Below are 14403 nucleotides of genomic sequence, written 5' to 3' on the forward strand. Positions count from 1 at the left end.
TTCTAATCAGAAGGTGGCAAAAGCAGATAAAAAGAAAGGGAAGTTCCCCATTCGCCGAAACCCATCCCCTTCCATTTTTTTTCTAAAATCGAATCTTTTTTCTTACTTGATGCAATAAAATCGTAAGGTGGAATTTTGCCCAAGTAGGGTAACTTTGATGAAATTGATCCGTTCGTTGTCTCCAATCTACATCTTTGTAGGTTTGATGAGTTTGTTGTTTGTGAATTGTGCCAGTGTCGAAACTCCCAATCGTTTGCGTAAGGACATCGACTTACAAGGCCACCGCGGGGCACGTGGTTTAAAACCTGAAAATACATGGCCTGCTTTTGAAGAAGCCATCAAATATAAAATGGTGACTTTGGAATTGGATACCGTTTTGACAAAAGACAAACGTATCGTCATCCATCATGATTCTGAAACAAACCCTGTCATTTGCCAAAATGCAGATGGATCAGAGATCCAAAAAAAATCATTATATGAACTTACTCTTGCCGAATTGCAAGCGTTAGACTGTGGTTCCAAACAAAATCCTAATTTTCCAAAACAAGTTCCAGTTCCCGGAACCAAGTTATTGTCCTTAGAGGAATTTTTTGAATTGGTCCAAAAACACGAAAAAAAATCCAAAGAAGTGTATGAATTTAATATCGAAACTAAATTTCCAGATGATGGATCTGCCTCTGACGGTTTGGTAAAAGAACATACGGAAAAATTAATTCAGATCATCGAGAAATTCAAAGTGGTAGATCGTTCAACAATCCAATCCTTTGATTTACGAACGCTTTCTGTTTCGAAACAAAAAAATCCAAAAATCAAAACCAGCGCTCTTTTTGTTCCTACCTATTTCCAAGGATTTCTAATGACCATTGGATTTGGGAATGGGTATCGCGAATCCATCATTACAAAAGCAAAAGACAAACAAGCGGATATCATATCCCCTTATTTTTTATATGTAACACCCAAGTTTGTGAAATCATCACATGATAAAGGGCTTTTGGTGATCCCTTGGACTGTGAATGCAGAAAAAGAAATGAATCGATTGGTTTCTTGTGGGGTGGATGGGATCATTTCAGATTATCCTGATCTGTTAGATAAAGTGGTCGTTAGAAAAAACTAAATCCCTCCGACCACTGTACATAAAGTAGAATAGAGAGAGAGGTAATTTGTTGCCTCTTTTTCTATCCGAAATACTTCCTGGATGTTTCCAACACTTGCAGCAGCAGATATACTGGCATCACCTGTCACATAGAAAAAACCAATTCGTTTGAGACAAGATTTTCCAACTTTTAACGGTTGTTTGGGGAGAGGTCTTTCCGAAACTGCAAGAGTATAAGAAGCATAAAACAGTCCAGTTGGTCCAATGCCTTGGGGTTGTCCAAAATTAGCACAGGAACTAAGAAAAAGAATTAGAAAGAAAATCGCACAATAAAATTGGAATTTGTCTACTAACGGTTTCATTCGTTGCCTGAAATTTCGACACATAAATTTGCATAAAGTCCAAGAACTGCGAAAGTAGTCCAATTGGTTTCAGTTACTGTTTGGATTTTGGACCTAGATTTTAGAAATTCAAAGGATGCATCTCCGTAGGATATGAATCCAAGGATAGAGTGTGCACAAGAAGTCACCCTCCTTTTGGAAGTTTCCCCCGTGCCATACATACCAATTTTTGTTTTGGTGAAGATTAGCCCTCTTGGTCCAAACCCAGGGGATGCGCAAGTTCCAAAGAGTAGGAATGATAGGATCAACAAACGGAAATGGAGATTTTTGAATTGCGACAAATCCAATAACCTTTACATCCCCATGATTTGTTTGTGTTTTTGTTTCATTTGGATGCACTTACCTTCTAAATCAATTTGTTTGAAGAGGGTTTTTTTCACAGGTGCAGGAAGTTTTGGATGGTTGCCTGTGAATTTCTTTAGAATGAGAAGTGTTTCATCGGTACAAAAGTCAGGAGCCATACTTTTTGCAAATGCATCCAAATAGTTTTCGTCATCCGTGTGTTGGAACTGATCCAAAGCATTAAAATACAAATCCAAAAATTGGAGTTGGATGTCTTTTTGGTATTCTGGAAAAAGTGAATAAGAGACCACTCGTAATGTAGAAGTGGAGTACTCACTTGCTTTTGGATTCAGTAAAACTTGAATCCACTTTTCCTTTACCTTAGCATTTGGTTCTGCCGCTTCTGCCGCCAAACTAGCGTTCACACCTCGGCTCGAAGGATCTAATTTTTTTTCACGATCGATGATGGTTTGGATTTTGTTTCGGTCTTTTTCCAGTGAGCTTAGTTTTGTGATCATATTCCATCGAAGATCTTGGTCTACTTTGAATCCTGGGAAACTAAGTTTGTTTTCTAATACATCGTACAATCGTTTTTGACTTGGATCCGTAAACGTTGAATCGATAAGGGATAAAACCAAATACCTTTGTTCGTCAGATCCAGGTTTTACTTTTGATAATTCTTCCAATAAAAAGCTTTGCAGGGAGTCGATGCCTTCGTTTCGTTTGGTTTCGGGAAACCAAAACCGGCTGGTGAAATAAGATGCACCGGTATCGCTTGTGAGCCGAGATAATATCCATCGTTTGATTTTTGTATCCGTTTCAGTTTTGTACAATCGAACAGCACTGTTTTTAAAATCATCGAATGTTAGATTTGCTAAAGTAACCTGTCTGAAATAGTCAGTCCACAAAATGAGTTTTCGCATTGGAACTTTATCATGTTCCAATACATATTCCAAATTTTCTAAATTTGTATTCGTCCATTTCCAAATGGCAAAGTCATGGTCATCCGAATTGATAAAAGCAAAGTCAGGGCAAGTGGTTAAGGGAATGATGGCTTCACTAGAACGACCAGAGTAAACAACTGGAAACTCTTCAAAACGTAAGGAAAGATTGGTTTTATCAAAAAAATAAATTCCTAAATTTGTTTTGTGGTCTCGGAATTTATTTTCGGGTCCTGGTGCTGATTGGATGATTTTTCCGTAAAGGTGGTTGTCTGCACAAATGGTTGTGAGTTCGATTTGGTTTGTACCTTTTGTTTCCAACCAATCCTTTGACCATTTTTTCATGGAGAAACCACTTACAAATTCGAGTTCCTTTAAAAAATCGGCGAGTGTTGAATTGGAGTAAGAATACTTACGTAAATAATTTTGAACTCCTTTTTGGAAACTGTCCTCACCGATAAAAAACACCAACTGTTTTAAAACAGAAGCACCTTTTCCGTATGTGATCCCATCAAATTGAGTAAAGGCTTCTTCTGTATCGTTTACTTTTGCTTCGACAGGATGGTTTGTGCTAAAACTATCCTCTTCGTAGGCCCATTGTTTCATTTTTTCAAAAAAACTAATCCAAGTTTCTTGGAATTCAGAATTTTTTGATTGGGCCAAACTTGCCATATAGGTCGCAAAACTTTCGTTAAGCCAAAGACCATTCCACCATTTCATTGTGACAAGGTTTCCAAACCACATATGAGCCATTTCATGTAAAACAACATCCGACAGATTTTCTCTTTGGGAACGAGTCATTGGTGAACGGGACACAAATCGTTCTGAAAATGTAACAGCTGCTACGTTTTCCATGGCACCAAAATTAAATTCGGGTACAATGATTTGGTCGTATTTTTCAAATGGATAAGGAATTCCAAAATAGGCATTAAAAAATACAAAACCTTCTTTTGTGAATGTAAACCAGTCTTTCGGATCAACATACTTAGCGAGCGATTTACGAACAAACAAACGAAGGGGAATGGACTCAAACTTGTCTTCCCATACTTGGTAAGGGCCTGCATGTAATGAAAACACATAGGTTGAAATCTTTTTGGATTCAGGAAATTGGTGTAAGATTTCCTCTGGATTTTCTGTTTTACTTTGTAATGAGGCAAGGGTAGTGGAGATGACTTTCCAATTCTTTGGTGCTCTTACTTGGAGTTGGAACGTTGCTTTTAGATCGGGTTGGTCAAAACAAGGAAACATTTTATTCGCATGGAAAGCTTCAAATTGCGAATAGAGATACGTTTCTTTGTCATCGGGGTCGATGAATTTGTGTAATCCATTGCCTGTTTTCGCATAAGGAGTTTCAAACAGCACAGATACTTTGTTGTTTCCAATCATCAGTTTGTCAGAAGGCAATTGGATGTGTCCATTTTTATACTCGAACCCGGAAAGGACTTCATCATTCATCACGATGGATTTTATTTCTCCTTGGAAATAATCCAAACGTAGGTCACGAATCCTTTTGCCAACAAAATGTATGTCTACTTTTCCCTTAAAACTTTCCTTAGTCGTCAATTGAATATCTAAATTGTATTTTATGTTTTCGATTGTTTCGTAACGGGATTCTGCTTCTTGTAATGTTAAGTGGTACTTGGGCTTTGTCAATTGACAGTGTTGGAATAAAATTAAGAATCCTATTGTGAGAATGGTGAGTGTTTGTTTCATAAAATCTTCCTAATTATGGTTGAAAATTGCGGTACAATATGGCCCAGTCCATGGTCCTTCGATTTTTCCATTCTGGTTCGGGAAAGTATTTTCCACCAATCGAATTTAAAATGAGTTCCATATATTCTTCCCCAGGATCAAAATCCTTTGCATTGAGAAAGATTGATCCACCCCATTTTTTTTTGGCTTGGGTATGACTGAAAACTCCACTTAAGTCTTCCAACTTTTCATTGGACAAAGGTATTTTGTATTTGGTTGTCAGTTCTAGGACTAAGTCTTTTACTTTTTGGATTTGTTCTGGTTGTTTTAATAATTCTTCCGTGTCTTTTGCTACAATTTCGATTTGGATACAATTGTCATTGGTACCTGTAGCAGCGGCCGCGCGGTCTTCGATCACATCTACGAGTTGGTAGGCTTTTCCATTGGAATCAATCATGATGGAAGCAGTAAGATTCCTTGCTTCCAAGGTGCGAAGTGATTTAAAGTATTCAGAGATAGCGGTGTAGTGGAGGACCACACAACTAGGTTTGATTTTCCCACGGAAGGTGTACTTCACTCGGTAATCTTCTGGAGTGAAACCTTTCTCTGTTTTTTCCAAATGATTGAAGATCACTTTTTCCGCTTTGGTGATGCCACGACCATTTGTTGGATGGAATGAATCCTTAAGTAAGTCTTTGTTTTCTTTTTTTAAAACCCAACCTGTGACAAACCTGTCTTTCCAATCATCTTCTTCATAAAACTTTCCACCAATGTTCGAAAGGATTTGGTTGAGTGTTAGCTCACTTCCACAAGAAGAAAAATCGACAAACCCACCAAACCTACGTTTTGCTTGGTTGTGAGTGAAAATTCCTTTTTTGGAAATGATATCATAATTGGTTTTGGGAATGTAGAGGTCTTCGGCCAATGCATCGATGGTATTTTGCAAAACTTCTGTTTGTTTTTTTTGATTGTAGAGAGTCTCTTGAGTCCCTTCGTAAACAATGTGGATGGCTTCCGTATCAATTCCTGGTGCAGCCGTCCATTCCCTTGTTAAAAAATTGGGATCACCATAAATGGTTCCATTGCTATCGATATAAATATGAAATAGAAATTGGTTCTCCACCGATAAACGAAAGAAATCTGCAAACTTCCGTTTGCCAGAATTGTGGAGGATGATGGCAGAGATGGACTTTGGGTCTCTTGGTTTCGCTATTTTTTGCCATTGGATCTGTCGTATCCCTTCTACTTCGCTAAAAGGAATTAAATTGGGAACTTGGATCTTCGCATAGTTTGGAGTCCTTACAAAAAAACGAGTACATCCTGTGAAAATAAGGAAAATGAGTGATATTTTTACAAGATTCTGACACAATGGGTTCAAATCTAACCGAAGGAAATGAGATTTGGAGCCGCACACACCATTCCTACTTTCACGAAATCGTTTCTTAAAATTTTCGCTCAAATGTTTTGCCTTAACTGCTGTATCCATACAGGGAGTGAATTGTGGTCCAGGAGTGAACACTCCCACTCTTCGGGGAATTTCTCCAGAACAATACCATAGTTTTCGCAGTTTGCAAGAAGTCTTCTTACATGACAATCCCATTCCCAATTTTGATTTGGGACTTGCCTTAGATAATTATGTATATGGTCATCCCTATCCGATTGAAACAGAGAGCGTTATACAGCTGTTAGCCAGTGTGCCTTCCTCAATCTTGGCTGCGATAGCTCTTGATTTTTCCTTCACACCGATAGTCAAACTTCCACCAGAAGAACGTATCAAACGATTACACGAATGGAAACATTCTTCACTTGGAATCAAACGTGGTGTGTATGCCATCTTAAGACAAATTTCATTTTTCCTTCTCAGTTCCGACAAAGAGTACCAAAAATTTGTCGGTTATACCCTATAAGGCGGACAACATGGGAATTCCTACATTTAACGAAAAAATCATCACTCCAAAAAAACACGCAGACACGATCAAAACCCACCAAATCAAAAATGGAAAATGGGAACTCACAGCTGATGTTGTGATCATAGGATCTGGTGCTGGCGGTGCCGTAGCGGCTAGAGAACTTGCATCCAATGGATGGAGGGTAGTCTTAATCGAAGAAGGGAGTTATTTCACTCCTGCACAATTTAGTTCAGACGAATTTTTGTCGCAAGCAAGGCTTTACCGAGACGCTGGGTTCATTGTTACCGAAGAACAAACGTTATCGATTTTACAAGGGAAGTCAATTGGTGGTTCGACCACAGTCAATTGGCAAACATCTTTGTACCCACCTGATTATGTGACCAATGAGTGGAGTGAACGATTTGGATGGCAAGGGTATTCAAGAGAAGAAATGGATCCCTATGTTTCCGAAGTTCACGAAAGATTGGGAGTGCACGAAGTTCCAGATAACTTAATCAATGCGAACAATAATGTATTACGTGTGGGTGGGAAAAAAATTGGACTCACACCACAAGTTTTACGTAACAATAATCGGGGATGCATTGGTCTTGGTCGTTGCGGACTCGGATGTCCGATCAATGCAAAACAATCCACATTCCTTACTTGGATCCCCGATGCCATTGAAGCAGGTGCAACCGTTGTTTCCAATATGCGGGCAGTAAAAATCCGTGATGGAAAAATCAAAACGGTTGTTGCGGAGTTTACTCCAGATGCTTATGAAAAGGCACCAAACGAAATCATAGAAACAATGGAGATCAAAGCACCAGTTGTCATTGTGAGTGCTGGTGCCATTGAAGGTCCTGCCCTTTTGCAAAGGAGTGGGATTGGGAATGGTTGGGTGGGAAGGAATTTAAAAGTCCATCCAACTTCGACCATCTTTGGTAAGTTTGATTCCGAAATCAAAATGTTCCAAGGACCACCACAGTCCATTGTGATCAAAGATGGACATAACCAAAATGGAACTGGTTATGGGTATTGGTTAGAAGCGGCTCCTTATAGACCAACACTTGCTTCCTCATTGGTTCCCTTTTACGGCAAACAACAGTTTGATGTCATGAAGGATTATACCAAATACAATGCAGGCATTGTTCTCGTTCGGGATGGTGCGGATGGCGAAGCAAACGCCAGTGTGAAGTACAGTCTTGGAAGACGAAAGGTTTACTTTGAGCTCACCCCAACAGATGGAATGAATATGCTAAAAGGATTAAAGGCTTTGGCGGAAGTAACCGTTGCAGCAGGTGCCAAAGAATTGATATTCCCTTTCACTCGGTTTACAGAACCATACAAGGTTACAGGGAACGATAACTTTGATTGGATCTTAAAAGAAAGCACAAGGCCCGGAGATCTATCAGTGGGATCGGCCCACCCGCATGGTTCCATCCAGTCAGCAAATGATCCTGAGAAGGGAGCAGTTGATTTAAATTTGGAAATTTATGGTCATAAAAACATATTTGTCATGGATGCCTCAGTTTACCCTACAGGACTTTCGGTGAACCCACAAATAACGACGATGAGTATCGTTCTCAGAGCATCGCGTAATTTAGCGGCACAGAAAGAAGAAAGAACGAAGGTCTAACTTTTTTCCAAAAATCCCTTTCATTCCCATGGGTTCCAACTAGTTTGGAATCCGTGCGGAAATATCTTTCCTTTCTATTCACTTTTGTCATCTTTCATACTACAGCCTTCGCTATCGATAGCGATGCAATGAAAGAAGGAAAAAAGGCTTTTTCTAAAAAAGCATACGGCGAAGCCATTAAAAAATTTATGAAACACGCCGACTCACACCCGCAAGACGGTGAGGCATATATGTATTTGGGGTATATCTACGAATACAAAAAAGATTATCCAAAATCCATTCAAAATTTTCGTAGAGCTGCCGATTTGGACTTAGATAAAGACCAAAGGAAAACTGTTTTATTGAAGTTGGCGTTATTTTTTAATTACCACCAAGATTGGAATTTATCTGCTACATATGCTTCTCGTTATTTAAAGTATGATCCTAAAAACGAAGAAGTACAAAAAATTTATAACCGAGCTGTAGGAAACAAAGGAAACCCTTCTTCTACAACTCAAACATATTCTCAACCAACAAAAATAGAACCGAAACACGAGACAAAACAAACAGATTCGAAGCAAACTGATTCCAAAAAAGATCCAATCAAAAAAGTGGACGAACCTGGAGAAGACAAAGAGACCACAAAACCAAGTGAGTCTTACGAACAAATATTGGCAAACCAACCCAATTTGGAAGATGTACGTTGGGATTATGTTCTCGCACTTTTTGATGAAAAAAAATACGATAAAGCAGAATCGAATTTAAACCTTCTCATTGAAAAAAATCCAACACGATCCAGATACCATTACAAAATGGGAATCATTAAACTTAGGTTAGATGAACCTAAGGCGGCCATTGAATCTTTTGAAAGAGCGAAAAAAAATCCATTTTCAAAGGATACAAATGTGTTTTTGTATTATGTTTATTTGAATGAGGGAATTGCTTACCAAAAATTAGCAGAAATTGACAAAGCGGAATCATCCTTCCAAGAAGCATTCAAACAAGTCCAAAAGGACACACCACTCCTTGCCTTAGCACGATTGTATGAACAAAAATCGGATTGGGAAAAATGCATTCAGTCTTCTGACAAAGCCCTTTCCTTCAATCCAAACCAAGTGGAATCCCATATGTTTCGTTTTGTTTGTATGTTTGAGGCTGGAAACAAAACTAAAAAATTTGAATCGAGTTTTGCCAAATATTCCGAATTCATCAAAACCAAATTCCCAGACCCAACACAAACTCCCGAAAAGTTTCAGGTTGGATTTTTAAAATTAGCCCGCAAATATACCGAAAACAATGCCTTCGATATGGCCGATTCCTACTTTGCAGTTTTAGAAAAAGACCAAACCATTTCCACGGGTCGTGAGTATTTGTTCTATCGAGGAAGAAATTATTTCTATGGTGGAAAAATTGATTTGGCCATTCCATATTTGCAAAAAACAACTGGGTCCTCTGCAGCTCATTACCTACTTGCCCGTTGTTATGCGAAAAAAAATGACATCACCAAAACGAAAGAAGAGTTCCAATTGGCGGCCGAATTAAAACCTGAATACTGGACTTCTGCGAGTTTAGAAAAAGATTTTAAAGAAGTTTGGAAAGACATTTCCTTCCAAGAATTTTTGAGAACAAAAGCAGGGAAAGTTCCTTAGGTTCAAAATTCTTGTAACGATAGTACTGAGATAACTCTTTACAAGATGTATGATTTCAAATTTTGGCAGAGAAATTTTTCGTTAGAGACAATGGTTTCAACTCTGCCTTTTTTCGGATTTTTAACCACTCTCCCGATCAATCTTCTTTCGATTCTTTGGCCGATTGTGGACTTTTGAAAAGGTCTGCTCGCATTTTTTTAAACGTATCCACCGAAATTTGACCAGGGGCTTTTGGTTCACCGAGAGTCATATAAGTGAATGACGAATTGAATTTGTCGCCAAACACACGGGAAATGATTCCAAGCTCTCCCATACAAATTCCAATCATAGTATGTGTTTTGGAAAGAAGTTTGATATCGTTTAAAAAATCAGCAGTTTCCTCGATGTTTTCTGGAGTGATGGCAAATTTATAAATCGGATTTTTTTTCTTAACGGGTTTTGACTTAGCAATGAATTGGTTCATTTCATTAGCTAAAATTGATTTTTTAAACGAATGATAAGAATAAATGATTCGGTAGTTCAAAGTTTCGTAATTTCGAAAAATTGTATCTTCACGATTAAGTTCAATATCCAAATAATTTGCATTGTCATTAAAATCTTTGATGATCCCTTCCACATCCTCTGGGAAAAGTTTCACGTAAGAGCGAACACTGCTATCTTCTGCTCGCCGGTAAGTGAAAAGGACAGGAAGACCGAGTGCCTTGATCTTTTTTTTCATCTCTTTTTGGATGTAATTTCTAGAAAATAAATCCAATCGGACTTCAATCACATCTACATCTTTTACATCTTTTTTTTGTAAATGGCGTAGTTCGTCTTCACCTACAGAAGCAACAATTTTATAGGAATCTGGCATTGTCTTTATAATCCTTTTTGTAATAAATCATGGAGGGAAATCATCCCAACAAAAACCCCATTTTCATCGACTACTGGAGCCACAGAAATTGGTCTTTCGCGTCCTTCCATTTTGATGAGAACATCATATGCTTTTTCATTTGGTTGGAAACTATTGGGATTTGGATTCATCATTTCTTTAGCTGTCACGTTAGGAGATAATGTGTGTTTGGTGAGGTATTTTCTGATATCATAATCTGTGATAAGGCCAACCAAATTGCCTTTACCGTCCACAACTCCTGTTGCTCCAATGCCTTTTTCCGTGATTTCTTTTAAGATCACTTCAAGGTTGGCATGGGTGGGAATGGAAGCATTTCGGTCTCCCTTTCGCATGACATCTGATAAATACAACGAAAGCCTTTTTCCCAGTCGACCCGCCGGGTGGTACAATGCAAAGTCATCTGCTTTGAATTCTTTTAATTCCATAAGAGCAACGGCAATGGCATCACCCAAAACAAGAGCAATGGTTGTGCTGGAAGTAGGTGCAAGGTCCAATGGACAAGCTTCTTTTAGTACGGGAGTGATGATGACAATATCGGAAAGTTCCGCTAACTTCGATTTGTTGTTTGCGGTGATACCAACAATTTTTGCTCCAATTTTACGAAGGGTTGGTAAAATATAATTGAGTTCTTCTGATTCACCACTTTTCCCGATGGCAAGCACAACATCGTCAGGTCCTACAATACCAGAATCTCCATGGGAGGCGTCTGTCGGATGTAAAAAATAAGCGGAAGTACCTGTGGAGGAAAGTGTATGGGAGATTTTTTTGGCAATATCACCAGACTTTCCAACACCAGTCACAATCACTTTCCCTTTTGATTTCAGGATTAACTCAACACATTCTTTGACGGAAGGATCTAAGTTTTCTCTAAAATGGATGAGGGATGAAATTTCGTCATCTAATGCTTGCTTGACTATCGTTAATGTATCTTTTGCTTTCATTGAATCAATTCCTCCCAGGCCATATGATCCATATTGATTTCATAAGAAAATATTGTCTCCACACCTGGAATTCTACAAACGACTAATGTTTTGTTTTTTACTTTGACGATTTCCATGGTTTTGCCAGTAAAAGGTCCATCGATGATTTTAACCACTTTGCCTTTTTGGAATAATAATTCAGGGTTCATTTTGAGTGACTCCGCATAGTCTTTTAGGCCTTGTTCTAAAACATCCAAATCGTTTTGTTCCACGATTGCAGGTTGCCCTTTATGGAAAACAAAATGTAGGGAACCTGGGAGTTGGAGGACTTTATTTTTATCCCTCCAAAACACAATCTTCACAAAAATATACGAAGGTAAGATGGGAACTTGGATCCACTTAAAACGATCTGTCCATTTTTTCCTTTCTTTGCGGATGGGTAAGTAGTTCTCAATATTGTACTTTCGAAGGAGTTCACTGAGTTTTTTTTCCGCACGCGGTTTGGTATAAACAATGTACCATTCCCTTTCTTCGGATTGTGGATTAGTCTCGGACATCTAAACGGAACCTAATTGGAAGTACAAATTCTTTGCCTTTGGAATACGAAAATTGCCATTCAGCGAGTTGGCGTCGCACCTGTTGATCAAAAACCGCATACCTACATGCTGTGACCACTGCAATTTTTTCTAAAGAACCATCTTCTTTTACTGAGAGCCTGTAAACACAATCATCCTCTAATTTTTGTTCTAATGCCAAACTAGGGTAACTGAGGCAATTTTGGAATTCGGAGATTTCATCCTTTGTGGTTTTGGTTCCTTCACTTGGTGAATTGGTTTGGGAGAGGGATTCTTTTTTTTCGCCCATTCCCACTGACAGATGCAACTGGAAGGAAGAAATACTCCCACCTTTCCGCAGTTGGACAAGTGAAGGATCTATGTCACTTTTGTAGAGATTTGCCAAGGTAAGCAATAAGAACAAAAGGTGGATCCCGATGCTAAAGCCAATTGCCTTATATTTGGGTCCATTGAAGAGGGAGTGCATTCCAAGTTCATGAAAAACTTTATTGGAGAGAATGCAATCTCCATTTTCATTGTCCGTATATGCCATCAAGTTGGGGAAAAATTTTTAGAGTATCGACCTATGGAGAGTCTCACGGAACATCCGTTGGAGTTGTAGTGGATGGAGTGCCAGCAGGGCTTCCATTTCCGGAAGAAGAAATCCAAAAAGATCTTACACGCCGTAGGCCAGGCCAAAATGACCTCACAACTCCACGAGACGAAAAGGACCGAATGGTCGTGGAGTCTGGTGTGTTTGAAGGCAAAACCACTGGTAGCCCCATTTTAATGAAGGTGAACAACCAAAATACCATTGGCAGTGATTATGATGAGATGGCCCATGTATTCCGACCTTCACATGCAGATTATACATATTCTGAAAAATATGGCCACAGAGCCCATGTGGGTGGGGGACGATCTTCGGTTCGCGAAACCATTGGACGTGTTGCAGCAGCCGGCCTTGCACGAGTGATTTTAGAAAATGAATTGGGAATCTCAACGGTAGGATTTGTAGACTCGATTGGACCAATTGATTCGAATCTCACAGAAGATGAATACCCAATCTCAAGGGACATCGTAGACCAATTTCCCACACGTTGCCCAAAACCATCCGCCAATGACGAAATGGAAACTCTTATCCGCAAACTCCGAGATGAAGGAGATTCGGTTGGTGGTGTGGTGAAAGTTGTGGTTCGAAATCTCCCTCCTGGCCTAGGTGATCCCGTATACGATAAGTTAGATGCAGATTTAGCAAAAGCCATTCTATCAATCTCTGCATGTAAGGGATTTGAAGTTGGGTCTGGTTTTTCAGGTACTCGCCAAACAGGAAGTACTCATAACGATGAATTTTATATTGAAGAAGGCACTGGCAAAGTGAAAACACGAACAAACCGTTCGGGAGGGATCCAAGGTGGAATCTCCAATGGAATGGATCTCGTGATTCGGGCTGCATTTAAGCCAACCTCTACCATCAAAAAAGAGCAAAAAACCGTTAACGACCAAAACAAAGAAACCATTCTCAAAGCCAAAGGTCGTCATGATCCATGTGTATTGCCAAGGGCAGTTCCCATTGTGGAAGCAGTCGTAAATCTAGTGTTAGTTGACGCTTACCTTTACCAAAGAGCCCTTCAACCAAAATGGTTTTTGAAGTATGCGAATTTAAACGCCATTCCAAACCAATAGAGGAATATAGATCCAATGAATCGTCCCAAAGTTTATAAAATTTTACTCTTAGAAGATGATGAGAGTAGCGCCAAACTTTTATTGCATACTTTAGAGAGATACAATTTTGACGTGACTCATGTTGTGGATGGGATGTCTGGGCTTACGAAAGTTCGAAACAATAGTTACGATTTGGTGATTAGTGATGTGAACATGCCATATTTGGATGGGATCAGTTTTCTTGAAAAAGGAAAGGAGATGTTAAAACTCACTCCGGTCATAATGTTGACGGCTGTGAGTGAAAAGGACCAAGTGAAACGTGCCGCATACAGCCATGTGACCGCTTATTTGTTGAAACCAATTGCGAATGTTGCCCTTCTCGAAAAAATCGCCCAGGTCCTGCAACTCAAACCAGAAAACATCATCGACAAAAAGGAATTCCCATTACAGGTGAATGTGACAGAACTTTCGATCTCCCAAATCCAATTGGATATCAAAGGATGCCCAGGGAAAAAATCGACCGAAGAAATTTACGACCGCTTTATGTTGACCTTGGCGGGGCGAGGGTCCTTCACCAATTTGAGAATCAATCTCGATAATGCTTTTTTTTATGAAGTCCGTGCCTTACAGATTTTAGATGATTTGATCGCCAAAATTCTAAAACAGACCAATATCAGAGCCAGTTCCCTATTTGTGGATTCTGAATATTTTTCGAATCATGTTGTGGACTTACAACCCTACTCGTATCTATCCGAGGTAAATATAATTTCCAAATGAAGGTTTGACAAAATCAAAAGACCTAAGTCTAATCAA

14 protein-coding genes are annotated in these 14403 nt (G+C 39.1%); 6 read left to right on the forward strand and 8 right to left on the reverse strand.

Going from position 1 to position 14403, the window contains the following annotated elements:
- The first annotated feature begins 157 nt into the window (after positions 1–157).
- Entirely contained in the window at positions 158–1114 is a 957-nt protein-coding gene (locus tag EHQ62_RS13260) for a glycerophosphodiester phosphodiesterase (RefSeq protein ID WP_208720679.1), read from the forward strand.
- Here EHQ62_RS13260 and EHQ62_RS13265 read toward each other — a convergent pair.
- From EHQ62_RS13265 to EHQ62_RS13280, 4 genes are read right to left on the reverse strand one after another with little or no spacing between them, the layout of a single operon-like run.
- Positions 1111–1455: a TRL domain-containing protein gene (locus tag EHQ62_RS13265; protein WP_135643477.1), complete on the reverse strand. Its 345-nt coding sequence runs from the start codon at positions 1453–1455 to the stop codon at positions 1111–1113. The two genes, EHQ62_RS13260 and EHQ62_RS13265, sit on opposite strands and share 4 nt — an antisense overlap.
- Entirely contained in the window at positions 1452–1781 is a 330-nt protein-coding gene (locus EHQ62_RS18745; protein ID WP_341866977.1) for a TRL-like family protein, read from the reverse strand. The genes EHQ62_RS13265 and EHQ62_RS18745 overlap by 4 nt, the downstream gene beginning before the upstream one ends.
- Positions 1782–1787: 6 nt before the next feature.
- Positions 1788–4430, reverse strand: a complete 2643-nt coding sequence (gene pepN / locus EHQ62_RS13275) for an aminopeptidase N (RefSeq protein ID WP_135643482.1) — start codon at positions 4428–4430, stop codon at positions 1788–1790.
- 13 nt (positions 4431–4443) lie between these two features.
- The gene (locus tag EHQ62_RS13280) at positions 4444–5868 is read right to left on the reverse strand and encodes a peptidoglycan recognition protein family protein (protein ID WP_135643484.1); all 1425 of its coding nucleotides are present in this window, start codon (positions 5866–5868) and stop codon (positions 4444–4446) included.
- On the opposite strand from EHQ62_RS13280, the gene EHQ62_RS13285 reads away from it, so the two are divergent.
- From EHQ62_RS13285 to EHQ62_RS13295, 3 genes are read left to right on the forward strand one after another with little or no spacing between them, the layout of a single operon-like run.
- Positions 5810–6316 carry a hypothetical protein gene (locus EHQ62_RS13285; protein ID WP_208720680.1) on the forward strand — a complete coding sequence of 169 codons (507 nt, stop codon included), beginning with the start codon at positions 5810–5812 and terminating at the stop codon, positions 6314–6316. The two genes, EHQ62_RS13280 and EHQ62_RS13285, sit on opposite strands and share 59 nt — an antisense overlap.
- 10 nt (positions 6317–6326) lie before the next feature.
- Entirely contained in the window at positions 6327–7934 is a 1608-nt protein-coding gene (locus EHQ62_RS13290) for a GMC family oxidoreductase (RefSeq protein WP_135643488.1), read from the forward strand.
- Positions 7935–7978: 44 nt separating this feature from the next.
- Positions 7979–9562: a tetratricopeptide repeat protein gene (locus EHQ62_RS13295; protein ID WP_135643490.1), complete on the forward strand. Its 1584-nt coding sequence runs from the start codon at positions 7979–7981 to the stop codon at positions 9560–9562.
- A gap of 136 nt (positions 9563–9698) precedes the next feature.
- Here EHQ62_RS13295 and EHQ62_RS13300 read toward each other — a convergent pair whose 3' ends face one another.
- The 4 genes from EHQ62_RS13300 to EHQ62_RS13315 are packed head-to-tail and all read right to left on the reverse strand — an operon-like array spanning position 9699 to position 12481.
- Positions 9699–10415: a type I 3-dehydroquinate dehydratase gene (locus EHQ62_RS13300; protein WP_135643492.1), complete on the reverse strand. Its 717-nt coding sequence runs from the start codon at positions 10413–10415 to the stop codon at positions 9699–9701.
- 5 nt (positions 10416–10420) lie between these two features.
- Positions 10421–11395, reverse strand: a complete 975-nt coding sequence (locus EHQ62_RS13305) for a KpsF/GutQ family sugar-phosphate isomerase (RefSeq protein ID WP_135643494.1) — start codon at positions 11393–11395, stop codon at positions 10421–10423.
- A complete protein-coding gene (locus EHQ62_RS13310) occupies positions 11392–11931 on the reverse strand; it encodes a UpxY family transcription antiterminator (RefSeq protein ID WP_135643496.1) in 540 nt (179 codons plus the stop codon). The genes EHQ62_RS13305 and EHQ62_RS13310 overlap by 4 nt, the downstream gene beginning before the upstream one ends.
- Complete coding sequence (locus EHQ62_RS13315; RefSeq protein ID WP_135643497.1) at positions 11918–12481, reverse strand: LIC_10042 family TonB-like protein; 564 nt, start codon at positions 12479–12481, stop codon at positions 11918–11920. Before EHQ62_RS13315 ends, EHQ62_RS13310 begins: the two co-directional genes overlap by 14 nt.
- Here EHQ62_RS13315 and aroC point away from each other — a divergent pair.
- On the forward strand, positions 12475–13611 hold the full coding sequence (gene aroC / locus EHQ62_RS13320; RefSeq protein ID WP_135643499.1) for a chorismate synthase: 1137 nt from the start codon (positions 12475–12477) through the stop codon (positions 13609–13611). The two genes, EHQ62_RS13315 and aroC, sit on opposite strands and share 7 nt — an antisense overlap.
- Positions 13612–13626: 15 nt before the next feature.
- Positions 13627–14367 (forward strand): response regulator, encoded by a 741-nt coding sequence (locus EHQ62_RS13325; protein ID WP_135643500.1) that lies wholly within the window; start codon positions 13627–13629, stop codon positions 14365–14367.
- Positions 14368–14403: the final 36 nt, after the last annotated feature.

It is taken from the genome of Leptospira jelokensis (assembly GCF_004769635.1).
Classification (GTDB): domain Bacteria; phylum Spirochaetota; class Leptospiria; order Leptospirales; family Leptospiraceae; genus Leptospira_A; species Leptospira_A jelokensis.

Coding starts and splice junctions, on each gene's coding strand:
- EHQ62_RS13260 (WP_208720679.1), top strand. CDS start 158: ATGAAATTGATCCGTTCGTTGTCTCCAATCTACATCTTTGTAGGTTTG.
- EHQ62_RS13265 (WP_135643477.1), bottom strand. CDS start 1,455: ATGAAACCGTTAGTAGACAAATTCCAATTTTATTGTGCGATTTTCTTT.
- pepN (WP_135643482.1), bottom strand. CDS start 4,430: ATGAAACAAACACTCACCATTCTCACAATAGGATTCTTAATTTTATTC.
- EHQ62_RS13290 (WP_135643488.1), top strand. CDS start 6,327: ATGGGAATTCCTACATTTAACGAAAAAATCATCACTCCAAAAAAACAC.
- EHQ62_RS13300 (WP_135643492.1), bottom strand. CDS start 10,415: ATGCCAGATTCCTATAAAATTGTTGCTTCTGTAGGTGAAGACGAACTA.
- EHQ62_RS13305 (WP_135643494.1), bottom strand. CDS start 11,395: ATGAAAGCAAAAGATACATTAACGATAGTCAAGCAAGCATTAGATGAC.
- EHQ62_RS13310 (WP_135643496.1), bottom strand. CDS start 11,931: ATGTCCGAGACTAATCCACAATCCGAAGAAAGGGAATGGTACATTGTT.
- aroC (WP_135643499.1), top strand. CDS start 12,475: ATGCCATCAAGTTGGGGAAAAATTTTTAGAGTATCGACCTATGGAGAG.
- EHQ62_RS13315 (WP_135643497.1), bottom strand. CDS start 12,481: ATGGCATATACGGACAATGAAAATGGAGATTGCATTCTCTCCAATAAA.
- EHQ62_RS13325 (WP_135643500.1), top strand. CDS start 13,627: ATGAATCGTCCCAAAGTTTATAAAATTTTACTCTTAGAAGATGATGAG.